The sequence below is a fragment of the Desulfovibrio sp. JY genome, from assembly GCA_021730285.1.
Classification (GTDB): Bacteria; Desulfobacterota; Desulfovibrionia; order Desulfovibrionales; family Desulfovibrionaceae; genus Solidesulfovibrio.
This window is the reverse complement of the sequence record CP082962.1, coordinates 440,004-465,071: the sequence shown is the minus strand read 5'-3', so window position 1 is coordinate 465,071 and position 25,068 is coordinate 440,004. Positions and strand designations below refer to the sequence as shown.

The 25,068-nt window shown below is 65.6% G+C and carries 19 protein-coding genes; 13 read left to right on the top strand and 6 right to left on the bottom strand.

From position 1 onward, the window contains the following. Window positions 1–198 precede the first annotated feature (198 nt). The 6 genes from K9F62_02040 to K9F62_02015 all read left to right on the top strand — a co-directional run bounded on the left by K9F62_02040 (window position 199) and on the right by K9F62_02015 (window position 6,214). Complete coding sequence (locus K9F62_02040; GenBank protein UJX41502.1) at window positions 199–1,344, top strand: ABC transporter substrate-binding protein; 1,146 nt, start codon at window positions 199–201, stop codon at window positions 1,342–1,344. Window positions 1,345–1,534: 190 nt separating this feature from the next. Beyond that, a complete protein-coding gene (locus tag K9F62_02035; GenBank protein UJX43105.1) occupies window positions 1,535–2,410 on the top strand; it encodes a branched-chain amino acid ABC transporter permease in 876 nt (291 codons plus the stop codon). Next, entirely contained in the window at window positions 2,407–3,378 is a 972-nt protein-coding gene (locus K9F62_02030; GenBank protein UJX41501.1) for a branched-chain amino acid ABC transporter permease, read from the top strand. Before K9F62_02035 ends, K9F62_02030 begins: the two co-directional genes overlap by 4 nt. After that, window positions 3,375–4,142, top strand: coding sequence for an ABC transporter ATP-binding protein (locus tag K9F62_02025; protein ID UJX41500.1), 768 nt, complete (start codon window positions 3,375–3,377; stop codon window positions 4,140–4,142). The genes K9F62_02030 and K9F62_02025 overlap by 4 nt, the downstream gene beginning before the upstream one ends. Continuing rightward, window positions 4,142–4,861, top strand: a complete 720-nt coding sequence (locus K9F62_02020) for an ABC transporter ATP-binding protein (protein UJX41499.1) — start codon at window positions 4,142–4,144, stop codon at window positions 4,859–4,861. Before K9F62_02025 ends, K9F62_02020 begins: the two co-directional genes overlap by 1 nt. A gap of 27 nt (window positions 4,862–4,888) precedes the next feature. Next, the gene (locus K9F62_02015) at window positions 4,889–6,214 is read left to right on the top strand and encodes a phenylacetate--CoA ligase (GenBank protein UJX41498.1); all 1,326 of its coding nucleotides are present in this window, start codon (window positions 4,889–4,891) and stop codon (window positions 6,212–6,214) included. A gap of 4 nt (window positions 6,215–6,218) precedes the next feature. Here the strand turns inward: K9F62_02015 and K9F62_02010 are convergent, their stop codons facing one another. Then, on the bottom strand, window positions 6,219–6,389 hold the full coding sequence (locus K9F62_02010; protein UJX41497.1) for a hypothetical protein: 171 nt from the start codon (window positions 6,387–6,389) through the stop codon (window positions 6,219–6,221). Window positions 6,390–6,510: 121 nt separating this feature from the next. Between K9F62_02010 and K9F62_02005 the strand changes: the two genes are divergently transcribed. Then, window positions 6,511–8,004 (top strand): DUF1800 domain-containing protein, encoded by a 1,494-nt coding sequence (locus K9F62_02005; GenBank protein ID UJX41496.1) that lies wholly within the window; start codon window positions 6,511–6,513, stop codon window positions 8,002–8,004. Between the two features lie 379 nt (window positions 8,005–8,383). Next, entirely contained in the window at window positions 8,384–9,631 is a 1,248-nt protein-coding gene (locus K9F62_02000) for a DUF1501 domain-containing protein (GenBank protein UJX41495.1), read from the top strand. 370 nt (window positions 9,632–10,001) lie between these two features. Here the strand turns inward: K9F62_02000 and K9F62_01995 are convergent, their stop codons facing one another. From K9F62_01995 to hcp, 3 genes are all read right to left on the bottom strand, one after another. Continuing rightward, on the bottom strand, window positions 10,002–10,319 hold the full coding sequence (locus K9F62_01995) for a cupin domain-containing protein (GenBank protein UJX41494.1): 318 nt from the start codon (window positions 10,317–10,319) through the stop codon (window positions 10,002–10,004). Between the two features lie 91 nt (window positions 10,320–10,410). Further along, window positions 10,411–11,166, bottom strand: coding sequence for a 4Fe-4S ferredoxin (locus K9F62_01990; GenBank protein UJX41493.1), 756 nt, complete (start codon window positions 11,164–11,166; stop codon window positions 10,411–10,413). Between the two features lie 218 nt (window positions 11,167–11,384). Then, window positions 11,385–13,001: a hydroxylamine reductase gene (gene hcp / locus K9F62_01985; protein UJX41492.1), complete on the bottom strand. Its 1,617-nt coding sequence runs from the start codon at window positions 12,999–13,001 to the stop codon at window positions 11,385–11,387. 326 nt (window positions 13,002–13,327) lie between these two features. On the opposite strand from hcp, the gene K9F62_01980 reads away from it, so the two are divergent. The 4 genes from K9F62_01980 (at window position 13,328) to K9F62_01965 (ending at window position 21,501) form a co-directional block, all read left to right on the top strand. Next, the gene (locus K9F62_01980) at window positions 13,328–15,394 is read left to right on the top strand and encodes a methyl-accepting chemotaxis protein (protein UJX41491.1); all 2,067 of its coding nucleotides are present in this window, start codon (window positions 13,328–13,330) and stop codon (window positions 15,392–15,394) included. 684 nt (window positions 15,395–16,078) lie between these two features. Beyond that, complete coding sequence (locus tag K9F62_01975) at window positions 16,079–18,148, top strand: Cache 3/Cache 2 fusion domain-containing protein (GenBank protein ID UJX41490.1); 2,070 nt, start codon at window positions 16,079–16,081, stop codon at window positions 18,146–18,148. A gap of 129 nt (window positions 18,149–18,277) precedes the next feature. Continuing rightward, entirely contained in the window at window positions 18,278–21,343 is a 3,066-nt protein-coding gene (locus K9F62_01970) for a radical SAM protein (protein ID UJX41489.1), read from the top strand. After that, window positions 21,340–21,501, top strand: a complete 162-nt coding sequence (locus K9F62_01965) for a hypothetical protein (GenBank protein UJX41488.1) — start codon at window positions 21,340–21,342, stop codon at window positions 21,499–21,501. Before K9F62_01970 ends, K9F62_01965 begins: the two co-directional genes overlap by 4 nt. Here K9F62_01965 and K9F62_01960 read toward each other — a convergent pair. Continuing rightward, window positions 21,498–22,793: a 4Fe-4S binding protein gene (locus K9F62_01960; GenBank protein ID UJX43104.1), complete on the bottom strand. Its 1,296-nt coding sequence runs from the start codon at window positions 22,791–22,793 to the stop codon at window positions 21,498–21,500. The genes K9F62_01965 and K9F62_01960 overlap by 4 nt on opposite strands. Window positions 22,794–22,967: 174 nt before the next feature. Here K9F62_01960 and K9F62_01955 point away from each other — a divergent pair, with 174 nt between their 5' ends. Beyond that, entirely contained in the window at window positions 22,968–23,657 is a 690-nt protein-coding gene (locus K9F62_01955; protein ID UJX41487.1) for a Crp/Fnr family transcriptional regulator, read from the top strand. A gap of 170 nt (window positions 23,658–23,827) precedes the next feature. Here the strand turns inward: K9F62_01955 and K9F62_01950 are convergent, their stop codons facing one another. Next, entirely contained in the window at window positions 23,828–25,039 is a 1,212-nt protein-coding gene (locus K9F62_01950) for a GGDEF domain-containing protein (protein ID UJX41486.1), read from the bottom strand. Window positions 25,040–25,068 lie beyond the last annotated feature (29 nt).

The following is a 25,068-nucleotide window of genomic DNA, read 5'->3' as shown; positions in this document are numbered from 1 at the left end:
GTTTCTTATTGGGGCATAATCCAGGCGCTGCGCCGTTGGCAAGCCGACCCGGGAAAGCCGGCGTCATGGGGGCGTTTGCGGTTCCCTTCAGGCCCGTTCTCGACTATAGGGGCGGGACAAGAATCGACGACACCGGCGTTTGCCGCGCGACGGGGGATTGCCGTCTCGCGTGGCTGCGTCTTGCACAAGGAGCCCTTGATGCGACTGCATGCCTTTTTTTGCGCCCTGGCCGCACTGTTTGCCTTGTCCGCCTCTCCGGCGCAGGCCGCCGATCCCGTACGCCTCGGGGCGGTGCTGTCGGTCACCGGCCCGGCCTCGTTTCTGGGCGAGCCGGAGAAGAACACCATCCAGATGGAAGTGGACAAGATCAATGCCGCCGGCGGGGTGTTGGGCCGGCCGCTCGAAGTGGTGATCCTGGACGACGAGACGGGCGTCAACAAGGCCGTGCTGGCCACGGACCGGTTGCTCAAAAAGGAGCGGGTCTCGGCCATCCTGGGCCCCACCACCTCGGGCAACTCCCTGGCCGTGATGGGCAAGGCCGCCGCGGCCAAGGTGCCGCTTATTTCCTGTTCGGCGGCCGAGAAGATCACCAAGCCGGTTAATCCGTATAGCTTCAAGGTCGCGCCGTCCGACCGGCTGGCCGTGGCGCGCATCCTGGCCCACGCCAAGAAGCAGGGATACAAGAAGCTGGCCATCCTCACCGTGTCCGACGGTTTCGGCCAGGCCGGCCGCGAGGTGCTCAAGGAACTGGTCCCGGCCGACGGCTTCGAGCTCGTGGCCGACGAGGTGTTCGGTCCCAAGGACACGGACATGACGGCCCAGCTGACCAAGATCGCGGGCGCGTCCCCGGACGCCATCATCTGCTGGGGCACCAACCCCGGTCCGGCCGTGGTGGCCAAAAACCGGGTGCAGCTCGGCATCAAGACGCCGCTTTACATGAGCCATGGCGTGGCCAGCAAAAAGTTCATCGAGCTGGCCGGCGAGGCCGCCGAGGGCATTCTGTTGCCGGCGGGCAAGATCACCGTTGCCGAAAAGCTGCCGGATGCCGACCCCGAAAAGGCGCAGCTGGTGGCCTATGCCAAGGCCTACGAGGAAAAGTACCACGCCCCGGTTTCGACCTTCGGCGGGCACGGCTACGATTCGCTGCATCTGGCGGTCAAGGCCATCGAGGCGGCCGGTTCGGACAAGCCGCAAGCCATCCGCGACGCCCTGGAGAAGACCAAGAACTTCCCCGGCATCGGCGGCATCTTCACCTACAGCCCCACGGACCATGCCGGCCTCGGCCCCGACGCCTTCATCATGCTGCGCATCGAAAAGGGTGACTGGGTCATCGTCGGCGACTAAGGATTCTTTTGAAGGACGCGGCTGGGGGAAACCCTTTCTTGCAGAAAGGTTCTTCCCCCAGACCCCCTTTCTAAAGAATTTTTCAGGAAAACAGGGGTTACCAGTCCATCACTTTTAAAAAGTTTAGGAAAGGGAGAGCGCGAGAGGGGAGAACCCTTTGCAAAAGGGTTTCCCCTCTCGCTTATTCGCTATGCTCGCCGGCGCGCCGCAATATCTCGTATCGGGACTCACCCAGGGGGCTGCTTATGGCCTGATCGGGCTTGGGTTTACGATGATTTTCAACACCACGGGCATCATCAACTTCGCCCAGGGCGAGTTCGTGATGCTCGGCGGCATGTTGTCGGTGGCTTTTTTGGGCCTTGGGCTGCCGCTTCCCGTGGCGGTGCTGGCCGCCTGTCTGGCCACGGCCGTGGTCGGCGCGCTCATGGAGCGGCTCACCATCCGGCCCCTGGCCGGCGCGCCGGCCATAAACGCCGTCATCATCACCATCGGCGTCTCGATCCTGCTTCGCGGCGGGGCCATGCTGGCCTTCGGCAAGGACACCGTCGCCCTGCCGGCCTTTTCCGGGGTCAAGCCGATATTGGCCCTGGGCGCGGCCATCCAGCCTCAGAGCCTGTGGGTCCTGGCCGTGACGCTGGCCCTGCTCGCCGCGCTCAAGCTGTATTTTTCCGCTACCATCCAGGGCAAGGCCATGCTGGCCTGCGCCTGCCAGAAAAAGGCGGCCAGCCTGGTCGGCATCTCCGTGGCCAGGATGGCGCTTTTATCCTTCGGCATAAGCGGGCTGATTGGCGCGGCGGCCGGGGCGATACTGGCCCCCATCACCATGACCGCCTATGACGTGGGCATGATGCTCGGGCTCAAGGGCTTTGCCGCCTGCATCCTGGGCGGCCTCGGCAGTCCCTTTGGCGCGGCCGCCGGGGGACTCGTGCTCGGGGTGTTGGAGGCGTTCGGCGCGGGGTATGTGTCCTCGGGCTACAAGGACGCCTTCGCCTTCATCGTTTTGTTGCTGCTGCTGTTCGTCAAACCGTCGGGGCTTTTCGGCAAGGCCGGGGTGGACCGGGTATGAAGCGTCCGCTTTTGGGCCGCGCCATCGTCCAGGCCGGGCTTTTTCTGGCCCTGCTGCTGGCCGTGCCGTATGTGCTCCCCAACGACTATTACCTGAGCATCTGCATCCTCGGCTGCCTAAGCGCCATCATCGCCGTGGGGCTCAATCTGCTCATGGGGTACGCCGGCCAGATTTCGCTCGGGCATGCGGCTTTTTACGGCATCGGGGCCTACGTCACGGCCATCTGCACCACGCGTTTGGGCCTGCCCATCCCCGTGGGCATGGCGGCCGGGGTGGGGTTGTCCATGGTCGTGGCCTGGGTCATGGCCGAGCCGATTTTGAAGCTCAAGGGCCACTACCTGGCCATGGCCACCCTCGGCTTCGGCATCATCGTGGCCATTGTCTTCAACGAGGCCGTGGACGTAACCGGCGGCCCGTCGGGCTTCGTCGGCATTCCGCGCCTGTCCCTTGGCGGCTTCGCTTTCGACTCGGATCGCAGCTATTACAACCTCGTGGCCGTGGTGCTGTCCCTGGTGGTGCTGGCCTCGCTCAACCTCATGCGGTCGCGTACCGGGCGGGCGCTGCGGGCGTTGCACGTCAGCGAAAAGGCCGCCGCCTCGCTCGGCATCGACATCGCCGCCCACAAGCGTTTCGTCTTCGTGCTCTCGGCCGGCCTGGCCGGCCTTGCCGGCGTGCTCTACGCCCACTACCTGAGCTTCGTCGCCCCGGCCTCCTTCGGCTTCGGCTTTTCGGTGCAGCTCGTGGTCATGGTGGTGCTCGGCGGCATGGCCAACGTCTGGGGTTCGGTTGTCGGCGCGCTGTTTCTGACCGCGCTGCCCGAGGCCCTGCGCGAGTTCGAGGACATCGACATCCTGGTCTACGGCGCGATCTTGGTGCTCACCATCATGTACCTGCCGGACGGTCTGACCGGCGGTCTGGGGCGTCTTTTCCGCAAGCTGCGCCGCGTCGGCAAGGGGGCGGCCAGATGACGGCGCTGCTCGACGTTGCCGGCGTCACCGTGCGCTTTGGCGGCATCCACGCCCTGACCGAGGCCGATTTCGCCATCGCCCGGGGCTCGGTCACCTCGCTGATTGGCCCCAACGGCGCGGGCAAGACCACCATGCTCAACGTGGTCACCGGCATGACGCACATCGACGGCGGCAGGGTCTTTCTGGACGGGGGCGACATCGCAACGCTGCCGCCGCACAAGCGGGCCGCCGCCGGCGTGGTGCGCACCTTCCAGAATCTGGAAGTCTTCACCTCCATGTCCGTACTCGAAAACGTCATGACCGGCCGCCATGCCCATACGCGCTACTCCATCGCCGCAAGCCTGCTGCGCGCCCGGTCCTTTCGCCGGGCCGAGGCCGCCTGCCGCGAGCGCGCCCTTTTCTGCCTCGATTTCGTGGGGCTTTCCGCCGAGCGCGACACCCCGGCCGGCGACCTGCCCTACGGCAAACAGCGCCTGCTGGAGATCGCCCGGGGGCTGGCCGCCGATCCGAAACTGCTGCTCCTCGACGAGCCCGCCGCCGGCCTCAACTCCAAGGAGACCGCCCGGCTCGGCGACCTGATCGTGGCCATCCGCGACAGGCTCGGCGTCACCATCGGCCTCGTGGAGCACGACATGGACCTCGTCATGCGCATAAGCGACCACGTCACCGTGCTCAACTTCGGCCATCCCCTGGCCGACGGCACCCCCGAGCAGGTGCAGGCGAACCCGGAAGTGGTCCGGGCCTACCTCGGCGAGGACGACTGATGCTGACGCTTCGTAACGTCGATATCCATTACGGCCGGGTGCATGCGGTGCGCCGGGTGTCGCTGCACGTGGCCCCGGGCGAGATCGTGGCGCTTATCGGGGCCAACGGCGCGGGCAAGACCACGCTGCTCTCGGCCATCTCCGGGCTTCTGCGCGTTTCCGCCGGCGAAGTGCTTTTTGACGGCCGCTCCATCGCCGGGGTGAAGCCCGAGCGCATCGTGCGCCTGGGCCTGTCCCATGTGCCGGAGCGGCGGCTGGTGTTCGGGCCGATGACTGTGGAGGACAACCTGCTGCTCGGCGCCTATTCGCGGTATAAAAGGCGCGAGGCGCTGGCGGACCGGGACGCGATCTACGACATGTTTCCGGTCCTGGCCGAGCGCCGGGGACAGCAGGCGGCGGCGCTTTCCGGCGGCGAGCAGCAGATGCTGGCCATCGGCCGGGCGCTCATGGCCAGGCCGCGCTGCCTGCTCCTCGACGAGCCCGGCATGGGGCTGGCCCCGCAGGTGTGCAAGGAGATTTTCCACCATGTCGGGGAGTTGCGCCGCGACAAGGGGCTCACCGTGCTGCTGGTCGAGCAGAACGCCAAGAGCGCCCTGGCCGTGGCCGACCGGGGCTATGTGCTGGAGACGGGCCGGGTGCTTCTCTCCGGCACCTCCGAGCAGCTTCTGGCCAATCACGACGTGCGACGGGCCTATCTGGGGCGGGAAAAGGACGCATAGGCGGTGCGTAAAACTGGGAGGCGGACCATGCGCGAATGTTTCGAGCCCGAGTTCGAGACCATGGACCGGGCCGATCTGGCCCAGCTGCAACTGGAGCGGCTCCAGGAGACGCTGATGCGCGTGTCGCGCAACGTGCCGCTCTATCGCAAGCGGTTCGCCGAGCGCGACATCGACCCCGAGGCCTTCACCGATCTGGCCGATGTGAAGCACCTGCCCTTCACCACCAAGGCCGATCTGCGCGAGGCCTATCCCTACGGACTGTTCGCCGTGCCCCTGCGCGAGGTGGTGCGGCTTCACGCCTCGTCCGGCACGACGGGCAAGCCTGTCGTCGCCGGCTATACCCGAAACGACGTCAAAACCTGGTCCCGGCTGGTCGGGCGGGTGCTGGTCGCGGCCGGGGCCGGCCAGGACGACGTGGTCCAGATCGCGCTCGGCTACGGGCTTTTCACCGGCGGCATGGGCTTTCATTACGGGGCCGAGGCCGTGGGCGCGGCCGTGATTCCGGCCAGTAGCGGCGGCACGCGCCGGCAGGCGGCCATCATGCAGGATTACCGCACCTCGGTCTTCGTGGCCACGCCGAGCTACGCCCTGCATCTGGCCGAAGTCCTCGAGGCCATGGACATCAACGTCAATTCCCTGTCCCTGCGCTTCGGGCTTTTCGGGGCCGAGACCTGGACCGAGGCCATGCGCGCCGCCATCGAGGACCGGCTCAAGCTCACGGCCACGGACAATTACGGCTTAAGCGAGATCATGGGCCCGGGCGTGGCCGGCGAATGCCTGGAGCAGTCCGGCATGCACGTGAGCGAAGACCATTTCCTCATCGAGATCGTGGACCCGGGCACGGGCGAGCCGGTCCCCGACGGCGAGGAAGGGGAGCTGGTCATCACCACGCTGGCCAAGGAAGCCTTTCCCATGATCCGCTTCCGCACCGGCGACATCACCCGCATCCTGCCCGGGCCGTGCCCCTGTGGCCGCACCATGCGCCGCATCGGCCGCATTGTCGGGCGCAGCGACGACATGCTCATCATCCGGGGCGTCAACGTGTTCCCCTCGCGTGTGGAGGCGTTGTTGCTCGAGGTCGAGGGCACGACCCCCAACTATCGCATCATCGTTGCCCGCGACGGGGCCCTCGACGAGGCGCTGCTCGAGGTGGAGCCCACCGAGGAACTGCTTTTCGACCGCGTGGCTGAGCACCAGACGCTTGTGGACAAGCTCGAGCGCCGGCTGGCCTCGGAGCTTGGCGTGGGCATCACCGTGCGCCTGGTGGAGCCGGGGAGTCTGGCCCGGGGCCAGGAAGGCAAGACTATCCGCGTCGTGGACCGCCGGGGCCTGTCGGACAGGGGACGGTCCTGACCCGTCAGTAGGTTTTGAAGATCCAGGCGTAGAGGACGTAGATCCAGCCCAGGATGCCGTGGATGATGGCCCAGAAAATGGACTTGTTGAGCGTGAACGAGACAGCCATGGCCAGGGCCGAGCCGAAGCCCACGCCGTACTTGATCACCGTCTGTTTCATGTAGACTGGCGGCATCGATTCCTCCTTGCAGTTGTTTCATTCCTAGCAGGTCTTGGGCATGATTGCACGGTTTTCCGAACGTCTTCGCGCAATTGACATTTCCCCACACGCCGCGCAAAGTGCCGCAATGGCCGCCATGCCACGCAGCTTCCCGGCTGTTTTTTGCCGCATCGCCGTGGGCCTTTTCAGCCTGCTGGCGATCCTTTTGACGTTTTGCGGCAACGCCACGGCCGCAACCGCCGGCGCAGCGCCGGCAAAGGACAAGGCGGTCCAGGTCGTAAGCCGCCTGACCTACGGCCCGACGGCGGGACTTCTCAAGGCTGTCGCGGCCATGGGCGTGCCGGCCTTCATCGACAGCCAGCTTGCCTACGAAAAATTGGAAGACCCCCCGGAACTGGCCAACGCCCTGAAAAAGCTCCCCAGCGAGTCCATGGATACCGTGCATCTCTTCCGGGAGTACGGCCCCACGGCCGCGTCCGACGCCAAGCCTGGACCCGAGTCCATGCGCCGCACCTTCGACCGGGCCGGCGAGGTGGCCCTGGAAGCGGCGGACGCCCGGCTCCTGCGCGCCATCCTGTCCAAGCGGCAACTCTACGAACTCATGGTCGCCTTCTGGAGCGACCACTTCAGCCTGGGCGCGAAAAAAGGCCTGGCCCACCTCTGGGTCGGCTCCTTCGAGCGCGAGGCCATCCGCCCCCACGCCATGGGCAAGTTTCTCGACCTGCTCATGGCCACGGCCACGCACCCGGCCATGCTCATCGCCCGGGACAACTGGAAAAACGTGGTGCACCGCGAAAACGGCGCGACAGCCAAGGAAGCCCTCGACCCGACCTACGCCGCCATCCTCATCGCCCACCAGACCCTCGGCCCAAACGGCCCGCAAAAGCCGGCCGACACTCTGGCCCTGGCCCGCATCCTCACCGGTTGGCGCGTGGGCGCGGCCCGGGGCTCGTCGGATTCGGGCGGATTCAACTTCGACGTGGACCTGCACGACCCGTCCGACAAGGTGCTGCTCGGCCATACCATCAAGGGCACCGGCCTGTCCGAGGGCGTGGCCGCCCTGCGTATCCTGGCCAGCCATCCGGCCACGGCAAAAAATATCTGCCGTAAGCTGGCCGTCTATTTCCTGGCCGACGAGCCGCCGGCCGCCCTCGTTTCCCGCATGATCGCAACCTTCGACAAGACCGATGGCGATATCCGGGAAACCCTGCGCACGCTGTTCACCAGCCCCGAATTTTTCGACCCGAAATACACGGGCAACCGGTTCAAGTCGCCCCTGCGCCAGGTCGTTTCGGCCGTCCGGGCTATCGGCGCCAAACCCGCCGACGCGGCCGCTCTGGCCGGTTCCCTGGCCGGACTCGGCCAGCCGCTCTACGCGGCCGACGGCCCGGAAGGCTACCCCGTGACCGCCGCCCACTGGCAAAAGCCCGAGGCGATCATGCGCCGCGTGACCTTTGCCGGCGACCTCGCCGCCGGGCATATCCCCGGCCTTGGCGTCACGCCCAAAAAAATCGACGTGTTCGAGCTGGCCGTGACCCTGGGCCCCAGCGTGTCCGAAGCCGCGAAAAAAACGGCGGCCAAGGCCGGCCCGGCCGTGCTGTTGGCTGCACCGGATTTTATGAGGTATTAGAAGATGATGCCTCCGGCGGCCAGGGGGAAACTTTTTGAAAAAAGTTTCCCCCTGGACCCCCTTCAAAAACTTTCAAAGGGGACCGGTTTCAAGTTTTCGGACCGTTAAGGATAGCGGATCACGGGAGTGCGAGCGGCAAATAGTGTACGCCGTCAGGGATCGCTTCCATGTATGGAACCGCGTGATCTGGGCCGGGGGCAGGCTGGGCGGACGCGAAGGCGTATTCTTCAAATATGCGCCGCACGCGTCCGCCCAGCCTGCCCCGGCCAACCAACGGATTGGTGCGGGGGCCTTTCGGGTTCGGGAGTCCAGAGGGCGGAGCCCTTTGGTCGCCGAAGGCATAATAACCAACTGACGTATCGACGGATCGGGGGCGAGGGTGCGACGACGCGAGGCGCTGCGATTTCTGGCCATGTTGGGCGCGACCGGGCTGGCCTGTCCGTCCGCGGTCCTGGCCGCGCGCGGCCGAAAGGGGCGCAAGCAGGAAGAGAAGAAGGCCAAGCCCTCCTGGCACGCCGGCAAGCAGTTGGTTGTCGTGCTGCTCCAGGGCGGCCCGGACGGCCTGTCCGTGGTCGCGCCGGCGGGCGATCCCCTCTACCGCTACCTGCGCCCGACCCTGGCCCTGCCGGCCGATTGCGGCGGTCTGGACCTGGGCAGCGGCTTTCTGCTGCATCCGGCTCTGGCCGATGTGGCCCCGTTTTTCACACGGAAAAAGCTGGCTCTTATCCCGGCCTGTGGCCTGCCCGGCGTCAGGCCGCAGCATGCCGCCGCGGTGGCCGCCTTTGCCCGGGGCACGGCCGGGGAAGGCGGTGGCCGGTCCGGCTGGCTCGGCCGGCTGTCCGTGGCGCTTGGCGGAAGCCGGGGCCAGATGCTTGTCGCCTGCCGGGGTGACGTCTACGACGGTGCGCCCCATTACAATATGATCGCTCCGGGGCGCGGTCCGTCCCTGCCCGCGCTGCCGGTGGAGGATCAGACCCTTTTCGACGCTACGGGGCGGCTTTTTTCCGGCAAGGAACCTCTGGCCAAGGCCTTTGCGGTCGGCCGGAACGAACGCCGGGAAGCCCTGGCCAAGCTGCTGGCCGAGGCGCACCGGGCGGCGGCCGGCGCCATCACTGCCCCCGCGTTTCCGGATTTCGCCGAGCGGTTCGGCCGCGAACTGGCGCATCGGCGCGACGCGGCCCTGGCCTATCTGGCCGTGGGCGGCTTCGACACCCATTCCTGCCAGGGCGTGGCCAAGGGCTATCTGGCCGATCGGCTGCGCGAGACGGGCCAGGGGCTCGCCAACATGGTGAAGGGCCTCGGCAAGCATGTCGAGGACACGGTCATTGTCGCGGTGGGGGAATTCGGGCGCACGGCCCGGGAAAACGGATTCGGCGGCACGGACAACGGCCAGGGCGGCGTGATGCTGGTGCTTGGCGGTCCGGTCGCCGGCGGCCGTCTGTACGGCGACTGGCCCGGGCTCGCCGGGCACAGGCTGGCCGGGGGCCGCGACATTCCCGTGGCCACGGACTGGCGCGACGTGGTCGCCGGCATCGCCGTGCGCCATCTGGGCCTGCCCGAGGGCAGGCTCGGCGAGGTCTTTCCCGGGTATAAGCCGGCCAAGGACGCGCCAAAAGTCGTCGGGTGAGGCGGGTTTTCCGCGCCCTCCGTCAGGGGCCGATCCTGCGCCCCGTGCCGATACGAAACCGCGATGCCGGGCGTGGCGCGACGAAGCTGGTTCGCCAAAGTCCTTGTGATTTGGGGTCCGAATAAGGAGGCCGGCGGGTTCGCGTCCGCTTATGGCGTTGGCTTGGAGCGAACCGTTTCGTCGGCGCGTGGTTGGCGTTTCGCGCCGGCGAAGTGCCTCGCCGCGCCGCGACCCCGCATCGCGGTCGTATTTTGCGATTTTTTTCACATAACCGCGTTTCTGGCAAGAGGGGCCGGCCCCGCAACACCTTGAAATCGCGTGCCCGCGCCATGGAAATTTCACATGGTGCGTTTTTTTTTCGGGCGGCCGATCAGGGCGGCGGCGCGATGGTCACCAGCACGCGCATGTCGGTGATGGCGCGAATCCCATGGGGCGTGGCGATGGGGCACACCAGCACGTCGCCCGCCTTGGCCGGCGACGTCGCATTATCGGCCCCGAGAAATTCCCCTTCGCCTTCGAGCACCACGATGGACAGCTCGCCGTCCACTTCATGGTTGTGCACGGGCAGGGTCTGGCCGGCCTTGAAGTTGAAGTTGATGATGCGAAAGTCGGCCGAATCGTGCACCCACAGCATGCCGTACCCCGTATCCTTGAACGGACCTTCCTCGAAGATGTTGATTTTCTTCATGGGGGCCTCCTTGTTGAACGACGAAATGTTATCCAATTCTTTAAGGTAAAAAGTTTAGGAAGCGGAGAGCGCGAGAAGGGAGACCCCCATTTTAAAGGGTTTCCCCTCTCGCATTTCCCCTTTCGGAAACCGGCCCCATGGACACGATCGCGCCCTGCCTGCCGACCACCACCCGGGTGATGGGGATGTCCCGGCCCGAGGCGGCCACGGCCATGGCGGCGATGCGGGCCATGCCCGAGCAGCAGGGCACTTCCATTTGGAGCACGGTGATGTCGGCGACGGCGTTGTCGCGCACGATGGCCGTCAGCTTGTCCACATAGGCCTGGACGTCGTCGAACTTCGGACAGCCGAGCAGCGCCACCCGGCCGGGCAGAAAGGCGCTGTGGAAGGCGGGAAAGGCCGGGGGCACGCAGTCCGAGGTGAGAAGCAGGCGCGCGCCCTTTAAAAACGGGGCCGTCGGCGGCACGAGCCGCAGCTTGATCGGCCAGCTGGACAGGGCCGAGCCGGCAACCGGCGTCTGCCCGGTCGGGACGTTGGCCTGCTGGCACGGCGTCAGGGTCAGGGGCTGCCCCGAGGGACAGCCGCCATGCTTGCCGCCGGGCTGGCCGGCCTGGGCCACATGGGCCATCGCGGCCGCCTCGTCGAATTCCGGGGCTTCCCGTTCGATGATCTGCAACGCTCCGGTCGGACAGTGGCCGATGCAGGCGCCCAAACCGTCGCAAAAATGATCGGCCACGATCCTCGCCTTGCCGTCCACGATGGCGAGCGCCCCCTCGGCGCAGCCCGTCACGCACTGGCCGCAGCCGTTGCACAAGGCCTCGTCGATTTCGATGATCTTACGCTTCATGAGGAGTTCCTGGAGAGGACAGGAAGGGAGGGGATTGCGAGAGGGGAAACCCTTTTGCAAAGGGTTCTCCCCTCTCGCGCTCTCCCTTTCCTAAACCTTTTTACCGGAAAAAGTTAAAAATAACATGTTGTTATCGCTAAAAGTCTTTGGGAAGGGGGTCCGGGGGGAACCCTTTCTACAGAAAGGGTTCCCCCCGGCCTCTTTTTCTTCTTCCCTTCCTATCCAAGGATCGCTTTCAGGTCCTCGTCGGGGGTGCTAATGGGTTTGATGTCGTAGTTTTCGACCAGGAAGTTCAGCACGTTGGGGGTGAGGAAGGCCGGCAGGGTGGGTCCCAGGCGCATGTTCTTGATGCCGAGGTGCAGCAGGGTCAAAAGGATGGCCACGGCCTTTTGCTCGTACCAGGACAGGACCATGGACAGCGGCAACTCGTTGACGCCGCAGTTGAACGCCTTGGCCAGGGCCACGGCCACCTGGATGGCCGAGTAGGCGTCGTTGCACTGGCCCATGTCCAGAAGGCGCGGGATGCCGCCGATGTCGCCGAGCTTCTTGTCGAAGAAGCGGAATTTGCCGCAGGCGAGCGTCAGGACGATCGTGTCGGCCGGGGCCTTTTCCACGAACTCGGTATAGTAGTTGCGGCCGGGCTTGGCTCCGTCGCAGCCGGCGACCAGGAAGAAGTGGCGGATCTTGCCGGCCTTGACCGCGTCGATGACCGTGCCGGCCACGCCCATGACCGCGTTGTGGCCGAATCCCGTCATGACCGTGCCCTTGTCGGTGTCTTCGGGGAAGCCCGGCATGGCCAGGGCCTTTTCGATGACCGGGCCGAAGTCGCCGTTTTTGACGTGGGTCGCGCCCGGCCAGCCGACGAGGCCGGTGGTGAAGATGTTGTCCAGGTAGCTGGCGGCCGGCTTCTGGATGCAGTTGGTGGTCATGAGGATCGCGCCGGGGAAAGCGGCGAATTCCTTGTGCTGGTTCTGCCAGGCCGTGCCGTAGTGGCCGTAAAAGTGCGGGTACTTCTTGAGCTCGGGGTAGCCGTGGGCCGGCAGCATTTCGCCGTGCGTATAGATGTTGATGCCCTTGCCGGCGGTCTGTTCGAGCAGGTCCTTCAAGTCCTTGAGGTCGTGGCCCGAGACCAGGATGGCCTTGCCGGCCTTGGCCCCGAGCGGCACCACCGTGGGCACGGGATTGCCGTAGGCCCCGGTGTTGGCGGTGTCGAGGAGCTCCATGGTGCGCAGGTTCACTTCGCCGCATTTGAGCACGAGCCCCACCCAGTCGCCGAGGTTCTTGTCCGTGGTGAAGGTGTCGGCCAGTCCCTTGTAGAGGAAGGCGTACACGGCCGGGTCTTCCTGGCCCAGAATGGCGGCATGGTCGGCGTAGGCGGCCACGCCCTTGAGCCCGAAGAGCAGCGTGTGCTTGAGGGACTTGATGTCGGGATCGGCCTCGGGGATATCCTTGAGGCCGTGCTGGCCGCCTTGTTTGACGAGGCCGTCCAGATCGGCGGCCGGGACGAAGGTGGCCGGGCCCTCGGGCAGCTTGGCCGTGAGCTTTGCCGCCAGGGCGTCGCGCTCGGCCACGGTCTTTTCGATCAGGGGCCCAAAATCGGCGGCGTCGAAATTGACGTTGGTCAGCGTGGAGAAAAGGGCTTTGGCGAAAAACCGGCCCGTGGTCAGAGGAACGTCCTTGCCTTCGGCGGCGGCGGCCACGGCCGCCTGGCCAAGGCCGGTCAGGGCGTAGACGAGCAGGTCCTGGAGGTCGGAGACCTCGGGGCTTTTGCCGCACACGCCGAGCTTGTCGCAGCCGAGTCCTTTGGCCGTCTGTTCACACTGGTAGCAAAACATATGTGTCCTCCGTTTGGTGGGGTTTCGGTTCGCGTTGCCTTGATTGCGGGTTTACGCGGGCCGGGCCGGGATCACTTTGACCTAAGTCAAAAGGGACGACTTCTTTTGCGGAGAGGCCAAGTCCTCTCCAGTCGTCCCGGTCGCGGGGAATGTTCTGGAGAGGCTGACCGGGATGGAGATAGTCACTCTAGACCGTGTTCGGCCAGAAAGGTCAAGCCATCCGCGTCGAAGGATCTGAAAACGATGGACAGTATATTTGGAAAGAGGTTAGACGCTAACAAGTATTCCTGGATTATTCATAGAAATAACAGGGGGTGGAGGGACAGATGCGAAGTATACGAACGACCATGATTATCCTTATCGGAATAGTCGTTGTACTGATACAGTCCACACTGCTCGCCATCGTCACACGCATGGGCTATGACGCGAGTATTTCCGCAAGCATGCATGAGATGACTTCCCTGGGTTCCACGATTTCCAAGACAGCCGCCGCGTTCGGGCGACAACAATTGGAACTGGTCAAGGGCGTTTCGCTCATGCCGGTAACGCGGCAGGTTCTCGTTTCCGGCCAGGGACAGGAGGCGCTTGCGGGGATCGCCGCAGCCATGTCCAAGAGTTCCGAAGACATCAATACGTTCTACATCTTCAATAAAGAGGGGACACAGGTGGTGAGCATGACCCAGGGCAAGGCGACCGCGCTCAACGCCCTGGCGGATCGCGAATACGTCAAGGCGGCGCTGGCCGGGAAGCTGGGTATGGCCAGCGTGCCGACCAGGAGCAGCAAGACGGGGAAACTGATCGTCAGCGTGACGGCCCCGGTTGTCGACGAAGCAGGCAAGGTTATCGGCGGCGTCGGCATGTCCTATGTCCTCAACGGGCTGATCGAGGACTATATCGACGCCGTCCGCATCGGCAAATCCGGCGAGCCGTTCATCCTTTCGCCCAAGGGCGTGGTGGTGGGCGATTCCAACCGCGACATGCTGCTCAAGGACATCTCCGGCGAGCCGGGCGTTGCGCCCATGCTGGTCGCGGCCACGGGCGAGGGCGTGATGCTGCACAACGGCCAGGAAAAGCGGGTTGTCTGGACCCGGGTGGCGGGCTGGAACTGGATCATGGGGTTTGCCATGAACACCTCCGAGATGGAGGCGTCGGCCGTGTCGCTGCGCAACTCCATGCTCGTCGTGGGTCTGGTGGCCGTGGTGGCGTTGATGCTGGTGACGCTGCTTTCCCTGGAGCGTATCGTTGTGCGGCCGCTCAAGCGCCTGCAGGGCTATGCTTCGGAAGTCGCCGCCGGCAACCTGGACAGTTCCCTGACCCTGCGGCTCAATAACGAGATCGGCAAGCTGGCCGACAGTCTGCGGACCATGGTGGCGAGCCTCAAGGGCAAGATCGACGAGGCCGACGACAAGACCCGGCTGGCCAACGAACACTCGCGCCTCGCGGCCGCGGCCACCCGCGAGGCCGAGGAGGCCAAGGCGGCGGCGGAACAGGCCCGGGCCCAGGGCATGCTCCAGGCGGCGGGCAAGCTCGAGAACGTGGTGGCCGTCGTCAGTTCGGCCTCCGAGGAAATCTCGGCCCAGGTGGAGCAGTCCACGCGCGGGGCCGAGGAGCAAAGCGCCCGGGTCGGCGAGACCGCCTCGGCCATGGAGGAGATGACCGCCACGGTGGTGGAGATCGCCAAAAACGCCTCCGAGGCGGCGCAATCCGCCCAGAACGCCAAGGCCAAGGCCGAGGACGGGGCCAGGATCGTGGCCCAGGCCATCACCGGCATCGGCGAGGCCCAGGATCAGGCGCTGGAACTGAAAAACGACATGACCGTCCTCGGTCGCCAGGCCGAAAGCATCGGACAGGTCCTCAACGTCATTTCCGACATCGCCGACCAGACGAACCTGCTGGCCCTAAATGCCGCCATCGAGGCGGCCAGGGCCGGCGAGGCCGGCCGGGGCTTCGCGGTCGTGGCCGACGAGGTCAGAAAGCTGGCCGAGAAGACCATGACCGCCACCAAGGAAGTGGGCGACGCCATCCGGGACATCCAGTCCGGCACACGCAAGAATATTGGCAACGTCGAGCAGGCCGTGGAGAAAATCCAGGCCGCCACGGGGCTTTCGGCCACATCGGGTGACGCCCTGAGCGAAATCGTGGCCCTGGTCGAGTCCACGTCGGGACAGGTCACCTCCATTGCCACGGCCTCCGAGGAGCAGTCGGCCACCTGCGAGGAGATCAACCGTTCCATCGAGGGCATAAGCCGCGTCTCGTCCGAGACGTCCGACGCCATGCGCCAGTCGGCCAACGCCGTGGCCGAATTGGTCGATCAGGCCCAAAGCCTCACGGCCCTTATCGAGGACCTGAAAGAGGATGCCGGAACGACGACGCCGCGGGCTTTGTCGGCGTAACGCGGCTTCCCCTCCATTCCCCGCGCGGGCGACACGACAACGGACAGGCCGTGTTTTCTGTGAACGGTGGCCCGCGCAGGGGGGATGACGGCAGTAAAATCAAGCAATAGAGCCCCGGAAAGAGGGGGCATGGAGGTGCTGTGCAGTCATCCGCCGTGGTGGATCGAAAAACCGGATGCCATCCATGCACCCGAAATACTGGCCGGGGTGCGGGCCGGCTCACGTTGGCCGTTTACCAGTGCCGTGCGTTCCAAGCCCGGCGAGTACCGCGCCCGGCGAGTACCGCTCCGGCGACTCTCTGCCATATCCTTTTTTCCTCGGTTCCGCCGCTAGCTCCCTTGCCTCACCTTCTATAGTCCCCCGTTTGGTGGGGTTTCGGTTCGCGTTGCCTTGATTGCGGCTTTACGCGGGCCGGGCCGGGACTACGTTGACCTCCGTCAAAAGGGACGACTTCTTTTGCTTCCTCTTCGGCCTCGGTTTTTTCCGCCGCGTGCTCGAGGCCCGGGCGCGTCACAGCTATGCCGCGGCGGCAATCAGGAAGAAACGGGATTGTTTCAGGATAGAACCCGGATGATACGAAAGGCAAGCCATAAGGAATCGGGCATAGACGTGTGGACAGGGTGATCCTCTCAGCGTAATGCAAAAAAAACCTGAAACTTCAACTTGAAACACAAGGCGGCGCAAATGAAGAAGAGCATCCGTACGACCATAACCATTCTTATCGGGGTAGTCGTTATTCTCGTTCAAGCTGCTCTTATCTTCATTGTTTCAGATCTGAGTTACGACGAAAGCATCGCCACCAAGCTCCACGAGATGGAAACGATGTCGGCCACCATCGCCAAGTCCGCCTCGGATTTCGGCCAGCAGCAGATGGAGATCGTGCGTGGCGCCTCGAAAATGGCCGTCATGCGGGAGTACCTGGAGTCGCGCCAGAACGCGGATGTGGCCCAATCGGCCATCGCCGCCCTGTCCCAGGCCTCGGAAGATATCAATACGCTTTATCTCTTCGACGATAAGGGCACCCAGGTCATCACCATGGCCCAGGGCAAATCCGGCAAACACAGTCCCCTGGCCAATCGGGAATATATCCAGGCCGCCCTGGCCGGAAAGGAAGGCTACAGCAGCACGCCGACCATGAGTATGGTGACCGGCAAGCTCATCGTCAGCGTCACCTCGCCCGTGCGCGACGCCTCGGGCAAGGTGATCGGCGGCGTCGGCATGTCCTACGTGCTCGACGGCCTGATCGAGGATTACATCGACGCCATCCGGGTCGGCAAAACCGGCGCGCCCTTCATCCTCTCGCCCAAGGGCGTGGTGGTGGCCAGTTCCGACCGGGCGCGGCTGCTCAAGGACATTTCCGGCGAACCCGGCATCGCGCCGATGCTGGACCAGCCCAAGGGAACGGGCGGCTTCACGCGCGGCGGCAAGGAAAAACGCGTCGTCTGGACGCGGGTGCCCAACTGGAATTGGGTCCTCGGCTTTGCCATGGACACCGATGAGATCGAGGCTCCGGCCAAGACACTGCGCAATTCCATGGGCGTTGCCGGTGCGGGCTCGATTGTGGTGCTCCTCCTCGTGACGCTTTTTTCCCTGGAGCGCATTGTCGTGCGGCCGATCAAGCGGCTGGGGAGCTATGCCTCGGAGGTCGCGGCCGGGAATCTGGACAGCAAGCTGACGCTTCGCGCGCAAAACGAGATCGGCACGCTGGCCGACAGCCTGCGGACCATGGTGGCGAGCCTCAAGGGCAAGATCAACGAGGCCGACGACAAGACCCGACTGGCCAACGAGGAGTCCGCGCGGGCGGCAAAGGCCACGCATGAGGCCGAGGAGGCCAAGGCGGCGGCGGAACAGGCCCGGGCCCAGGGCATGCTCCAGGCGGCGGGCAAGCTCGAGAGCGTGGTGGCCATCGTCAGTTCGGCTTCCGAGGAGCTCTCGGCCCAGGTGGAGCAGTCCACGCGCGGGGCCGAAGAACAAAGCGCCCGGGTCGGCGAGACCGCCTCGGCCATGGAGGAGATGACCTCCACCGTGGTGGAGATCGCCAGGAACGCCTCCGAGGCGGCGCAGTCCGCCCAAAACGCCAAGGCCAAGGCCGAGGACGGGGCCAGGATCGTGGCCCAGGCCATAGCCGGCATCGGCGAGGCCCAGGACCAGGCTCTGGGACTGAAAAGCGACATGACCGTCCTTGGCGGCCAGGCGGAGAGCATCGGCCAGATTTTGAACGTCATCTCCGACATCGCCGACCAGACGAACCTGCTGGCCTTAAATGCCGCCATCGAGGCCGCCCGGGCCGGCGAGGCCGGCAGAGGTTTCGCGGTCGTGGCCGACGAGGTCAGAAAGCTGGCCGAAAAGACCATGACCGCCACCAAGGAAGTGGGCGACGCCATCCGGGACATCCAGTCCGGCACACGCAAAAATATTGGCAACGTCGAGCAGGCCGTGGAGAAAATCCAGGCCGCCACGGGGCTTTCGTCCACATCGGGTGACGCCCTGAGCGAAATCGTGGCCCTGGTCGAGTCCACGTCGGGACAGGTCACCTCCATTGCCACGGCCTCCGAGGAACAGTCGGCCACCTGCGAGGAGATCAACCGTTCCATCGAGGGCATAAGCCGGGTTTCGTCCGAGACGTCCGACGCCATGCGCCAGTCGGCCAATGCCGTGGCCGAATTGGTCGATCAGGCCCAAAGCCTGACGGCCCTTATCGAGGATCTGAAAGAGGATGCCGGAACGACGACGCCGCGGGCTTTGTCGGCGTAACGCGGCTTCCCCTCCATTTCCCGCGCGGGCGACACGACAACGGACAGGACGTGCTTCCGTGAACGGTTGCCCGCGCAGGGGTGACGCCGGCAGTAAAATCAAGCAAGATGGCCCCGGAAAGGGGGGGGCATGAAGGTACTGTGCAGTAATCCGCCGTGGTGGATCGAAAAGCCGGATGCCATCTATGAGCCCGGCGTGCTGGCCGGGGTGCGGGCCGGCTCACGTTGGCCGTTTACCAGTGCCGTGCGTTCCAAGCCCGGCGAGTATCGGTTCGGCGACTATCTGCCATATCCTTTTTTCCTCGGCTCCGCCGCCAGTTACCTTGCCCGGGAGACCGGGGCCAAGGTCGCCTTCCGCGACTCCATCGCCCTGCGCGAGGATTACGCCGCCTATTTCGCCTACCTCAAGGAACAGGATTTCGATTACATCGTCATCGAGTCGGCCTCCCCGAGCTGGGAGCACGACGCGGGGCTCATCACCCAGATCAAACGGGAAAATCCTCGGACGAAAATCGTGGTGGCCGGCCCCATCACCAGCCTCGGCGACAAGCTCCTGGCCGAGCATCCGCTGCATGCCACCATCCGGGGTGAATACGAAAAGGGGCTGGTCAAGGTGGTGGCCGACGGCGTGTCGGGGCTTGTGCCCTTCGACCTGTTGACGGAGGAGGAGCTCAACGCCGCGCCGGCGCCCTATTTCGACGAGCTGCACGCCCACCGCTACTGGGATTCCAATCCCAAGGGCCAGCTTTTCCCGCAGTTGCAGATGCTCACCAGCCGCGGCTGCCCCTTCAAGTGCATTTTTTGCGTCTGGCCGGCCGTGATGTCCAACGACGATCCCGACGGCACGGGCGTGCGCCTGGTGCGCCAGCTTTCGGCCGACGCCGTGGAGGGCATCCTCACCGACCTTGTCGGCCGCTACGGCTACAAGAGCGTCTATTTCGACGACGACACCTTCAATCTGGGCGATCGCCACGTGCAGGCGGTCTGCGGGGTCATGCGGCGCATAGGACTTCCCTGGTCGGCCATGTGCCGGGCCGACACCATCTCCCGGGAAACCTGGGGCCTCATGCGCGAGTCCGGTTGCTTCGGCGTCAAGATCGGCTTCGAAAGCGGCAACCAGTGGGTCATCGACAACATCGTGCGCAAGAACCTCAACCTGGAAAAGGCCCGGGAGGTCGTCCAGCATATCAAGTCCCTGGGCATGACCGTCCACGGCACGTTCACCGTGGGGCTGCCCGGCGAAACGCCCGAGCAGATGGCCGACACCGAGCGCTACCGGAAGTCGTTGCCCCTCGACACCTATCAGGAATCCGGCACGGCCGAGATCGAGGGCTCGCCGCTGGCGTCGCTGCGCAAATCCGGCAGTCTGGAGAAATACGCCGGGGCCAACCTGGACGGCTATGTCGGGGAAAACGACGGCACCCGCAAGATGCGCCTGGTGGCCCTGGGCGATGCCGACCTTGCCGATGCCGAGCGATGCCGAAATTTTGGCCGGGCTCCCCTGGCCGAGACCATCTGCCTCAATCTGCTCGAAACCGGCGGCGAGGACGCGGCGGTGCTCAACCTGCTCGGCGAGCTGGCGGTTACGGCCCGCAAGACCGACGTGGCCGTGCGCTACTTCGGCCGGGCCATCAAGGCCGATGCCGACTGCGCCGTGGCCTGCCGCAACCTGGGGCTTTTGCTGCGCGACCAGGGGATGCTGGAGGAGGCCGCTTCGTGTTTGCGCCGGGCCCTGGCCATCGACCGGAGCGACGCAAAGGCCCGTGAGGGGCTCGTGGCCATCGGCGCCGATCCCAACGACGACACGCCGGCCGAGGCGGCGGACCAGGCGGCCCTGGCGACAAAGCTCGGGGCGCTGCCCGTGACGGCCTGGGGCCGCCGCATGCAGCTCGCCCTGCGGGAAAAGGAACACATCATCGAGGCGAGCGCCTCCGCCCACCTTGCCGCCGCGACAGGCACCCCCCCCAGCCGGCTCATCGTTTTCGACCACGGCCTGCGTTTTCTGGCCGGGCACCATTTCGCCTACGACCTCGGCGTGCTCAAGGAATGCATGAAACGGGAGCTGCCGGTCGAATTCTACGTCTACGCCGACTGCCAGCCCGAGGCTGTCCAGGTGCTTCGGGCCAAGGCGGTGCTTATGCCCTGCCAGTACACGTCCCAATCCTCGGACGAGTACTGCTCCTGCCTGGAGGACTTTCTGCTGTCCGGCACCATGACGGAATACAACCTGTTCAAGAATCTGCGAAACGACCTCGAGCCCACGGACGTGGTGTTCGTGCACACGGCCCATCCGCAGATCGTGCGGGGGATCGCGGCCTGGTACAAGTCCCTGGCCAGGGACAGGCGGCCGTATCTGTGCCTGAAGTTTCAAAACCACTGCTATCGGTACGTGGCCGTGGAGTACCGGGCGCTCATGCGCTCCATCTTCCGGCTGGCGCTCAAGCCCTTCCTCGACGAGGAAAAGGTTTTTTGCGCGGCCAGCAACCGGCTGATCGCCTCCCAGATCCGGCGTGTGGCCGAGAAGCCGTGCCCGGTGTTTCCGGTGCCGCTCCAGTTCGAGGTGCCGGCCAAGCCCTACAAGAGCCGGGCCGAGAAGGGGGGGCTCGTCATCGGCTATGCCGGCGAGGGACGCGAGGAGCAGGGCGTGTCGCTTTTGCCGGACGTCATCGAGGCGCTTTTGCCCAGCTATCCGGACGTGACGTTCGTGGTGCAGCTGGCCTGCCGCTACACCGGCACCGCCACCATGGCCCGGCTGCACGGGCTCGGCGAGCGGGTGCGGGTGCTCGAGAACTGCTACGTGGGGGCGGATTTTCACCGGCTGCTGGCCTCCTTCGACGCGCTGGTGCTGCCGTACCGGCCGGGCAACTACGTGGAGCGGTCCTCCCAGATCGTCATCGAGGCCATGGCCCTCGGGCTGCCGCTGATCGTGCCGCGCGGCACGTCCCTGGCCCTCGAGGTCAAGCAGTTTAACGCCGGCTACACGCTTATCGGCAGCCACGACGCGCCCGGAGTGGCCGGGGCCGTGGCCCGGTTCATCGACAACCACGACGAACTGGCCAGCAAATCGGTCGCGGCGGCTCCGCGCTGCACCGCGTTTCACAGCGGGGCCACCCTGATCGACATGCTGCTCGCCTCGTGCCTCGCCCTGTCCGGCGAGCAGGCCGGGGAAAAGCGGCTGGCGGGAGGAACGTCATGAAGTATCCCTGCGAGACGTGCCGCTTTCGGGCTCTGGCCGACAAACGCCCGGCATCTCTCTGGGCGCGTTTGTGGCGCTGGCACACGGGCTGGTGTCCGGGCTGGAAGCGCTACCAAAAGGCGCTTGCGGCCGGGAAGATTGTCGCAAAACGTCCCTAGATTCTGGCCACGCCCAGAAAGACGGCGTGCAGGCTGACGACCAGGGTCAGGTAGGCGGTCCGGGCCGCCACGGGGGAAAGTCCCGGGAAGCGCAAGGTGATGCGCGAGGCCGGGCAGGCCCCGAGACAGTCGCCGCAAAGCGTGCAGGAACCGCCCGGCCTTCCCTCGGCCAGAGCCTGCGGCGGCAGGGCCAGGTAGCGGCAGGCGCGCGAACACCGGCCGCAGCCGTCGCAGTCCGGTGCGATGCGAAGCCGCCAGGGGCTTATTTTCCCCAATACGTTGCCCACGAGCCCGATGGGGCAGTAGCTTACGCAGTGGACCATGACGCCGGTCCGGCGCGAGGCCACGACCATGATCGCGAGCCCGATCAGGCCGAAGACGGCCACCAGAGCGAGGGCCACGGCCGTGTCCGCGCCCAGGGCCCGAAGCCCGGCGGCCGCGCCGATGCAAAGGGCCAGGGTTGCGATGCGCCAGCGTGTGGTTGAACTGGGCAGGCGGGCGGGCTTTTTTCCAGACGCGGCGGCGCAAAGGCCGTCCAGCGCTCCGACGTAGCACAGGTGGGCGCACCAGCCCGGCCCGACGAGAAGAACCGTGGACAGGTAGAGGATGGGCATGAAATAGCCGCCGCCCCGGTAGATGGGACCGGCGACGATGAGCGCCGGCACCGGCGGGTGCAACGTGCCGGTCATGAGGCACTGCCCGACCCCGGCCAGTCCCAGGGCCAGCTGGCCGAAGAAGACCAGGGAAAAGGCCGTCCAGTAGCGAAGCCGCAAGGGGCCTGTGCGGGAGGCCGTGACCATGCGTCCGGTCAGCCAGGCGGCGTAGAGCCCGAGGGCCACGATTTCGAGGTCCCCCCAGCCCGGGAAAAAGCGGTTGGCCAGAAACACCGGAAAGGGCGATTTGGCCCTGGCCAGCCAGAGCAGGCCGGCCGTGAGCCAGAAGGCGACGCCCCGGGCCGGGGCATGATCCGGGGTTTCCGCCGCGTCCGGAGCCTTTCCGGGAGAAAACGCGGCAAGTCCGCCGCCGAGGCAGACGGCGACCACGAGCCCCATGATGCCGGACGCCCGCAGCCAGGGTTCGCCGGCGGCCAGGCGAAAAAGCACGATGTCCGTTGCGGCGCGGGCCAGGACGAGCCCGGCGGCAAGCAATGCCGGCCCGAGAATGTACCGGGCGTCGCGACGGCAAACGAGAACCGGAAGGAAAAGCGTTGCCGCCGCCATGGCCAACCCGGGCCGGCCCACCCGCAGCGCATGGGCGGCGAAGATCGAGAGTCCCGTCAGTTGCAGAGCCAGGCCGGCGGCGTTCCATGCCCCACGGCCGCGTCCGGCCGGCTTCACCCCCGGGCGGGTTTCCCGTATGCATGGCGTGGCGGACATGGACGCACTCCTTTGGCGGCAAGGCAATTGAAGATGCCTCTACGCCGCCCGGGAGCATATGGCTTTGACCTAAGTCAAACCGGGACGGATATGGACAAGAAACAGGCCGTGGCCGGTATCGGGCTTTTTTCCGGCCTTGGCGACAAGGAGCTGGACGCCCTGGCGGCGGTGGCCGAAACGCGGCGCTATGCCCGGGGCGAGGACATCTTTTTCACCGGCGAGCCGGCGGCCGGTTTTTTCTCCGTGGTCACGGGCAAGGTGCGCATCTACCAGATGTCGCTTGCCGGCAAGGAGCACATCCTGCACGTGTTCGGCCCGGGCGAGGTGTTCGCCGAGGTGGCCGTCTTTTCCGGCCGTGTCTATCCGGCCAACGCCCAGGCCCTGGAGGACGGGGAATACCTCTTTTTCCCCCGGGAACGTTTCCGGGGGCTTTTGGCCGAAGAACCGGACCTGGCCATGGGCATGCTGGGGCTTTTGGCCGTGCGCCTGCGGCAGATGGTCAACAAGCTCGAGGATCTGAGCCTGCGCGAGGTGCCGGCCCGGCTGGCCGCCCACCTGCTGTTGCTCGAGGCCCAGAGCAAAACGCGCCGGCTGACCCTCGATTTGCCCAAGGGCCAGCTGGCTGCCTATCTCGGCACCATCCCCGAAACCCTTTCCCGGGTGCTGCGGCGTTTTGCCGACGACGGCCTGATCGCCCTTTCCGGCAGCACGGTGGAGCTCCTCGACATGCCTCGCCTGGAAGCACAAGCCGGCGGCCGCGCGCTTGCCGGCAAGCTCTAGATTCTCGTGCGTCTCTTCCAACCACGATAATCAGTATTTGCAGCTGATTACGGGCAAATAATTCATACCCGGTGAAGGGGGGACCGGGGGGCGCGCCCGCCCCCCGGCAGGGTGGTCCAGGAGGGGCAGCGCCCCTCCTGGCCGCCGGAGGCTCCCTCACTCCACCTGCACTATTGCCGCGCCACCACCACGCGATTGCGGCCGGCGTTCTTGGCTTCGTAGAGGGCGGCGTCGACCCGCTGCATGAGGCTCTCCGGGGTGTCGCCGGAGTGGGCCTGGGCCACGCCGAGGCTGATGGTGCCGGAGATGCCGTGGGGGAAGGGCGTGGCGGCGACCAGATTGCGCAACTTTTCCGCCATAACGCGCGCCTGTTCCAGATCGGTTTGCGGCGCGGCCACCACGAATTCCTCGCCGCCGTAGCGAAAGAGCCAATCCACGCCGCGCACGGCCACGGCCACCCGTCTGGCAAGCTCCCGCAGCATGGCGTCGCCGGCGGCGTGGCCGTGGGTGTCGTTGACGATCTTGAAATGGTCGATGTCGAACATGATGACGGAAAAGGGCTGCTCGTAGCGGTCGATGCGCTTGAGTTCGTGGTCCATGACCTGGTTGAACTTGAGCCGGTTGTAAGCGCCGGTCAGCTGGTCCGTGACGGCCAGCTCGGTCAGCGCCTCGTTGGCGCCTTGCAGCCGTTCCCGGTCGGCGCAGATGCGGCGCACCATGGGCCGCAGGATGCAGACCCCCACGCCGGCGAGCAGCAGCAGCATGCCGCCGGTGGCCCAGGCTTCGACCTGGCGCAGGATGGTCAGCCGGGACACGGCCCGGCGTTGGTAGGCCTGGACCACGGCGGTCAGGTCGCGCAGCAGTTCCTGCTCCCCGAAAACCAGCACGTTTTGGAACTTGGGATCGGACAGGGAGGGTCGGCTGGCGTCGGCGTGGTAGAGGGTCCGGGTGCTGGCGATGAAAAAGCGCATCCGCTTGTCCAGCTCGAAGGGCTGCTTGAAGTAGATGGACATCAATTCCGGAGCGTGGGCGGCAAAGGAGTTGGGGTCGTTGAGATCGGAGAGAAGGCGCGTGTGGTTTTTTTCCAGCGTGTCCACGGAGCGGGCCAGATGGGCGCGGATGTCGCGCCTGGCCTCCTCGTCGTCGGCCGCGGCCAAAAGCAGGCACTGGGCCAGGACACGCTGGATGAGCAGCCGTTGGGAGCCGGTGACGGCCGTCATCTCGGCCGAATGGTCAATGGTGGTCATGACGTGGTGAAACACGCCATAGGACAGCAACGCCAGCCCGGCCACGAGAGACAGCGCGACCACGTAGCGCACGGTGATGGTGCGCTTGAAGTGGTCGGTCGGCAACGCGTCTACGGCGTGTCGGGAAAAGGGCATGACACACCTGTAGAGGAGTTGGGGCGAAT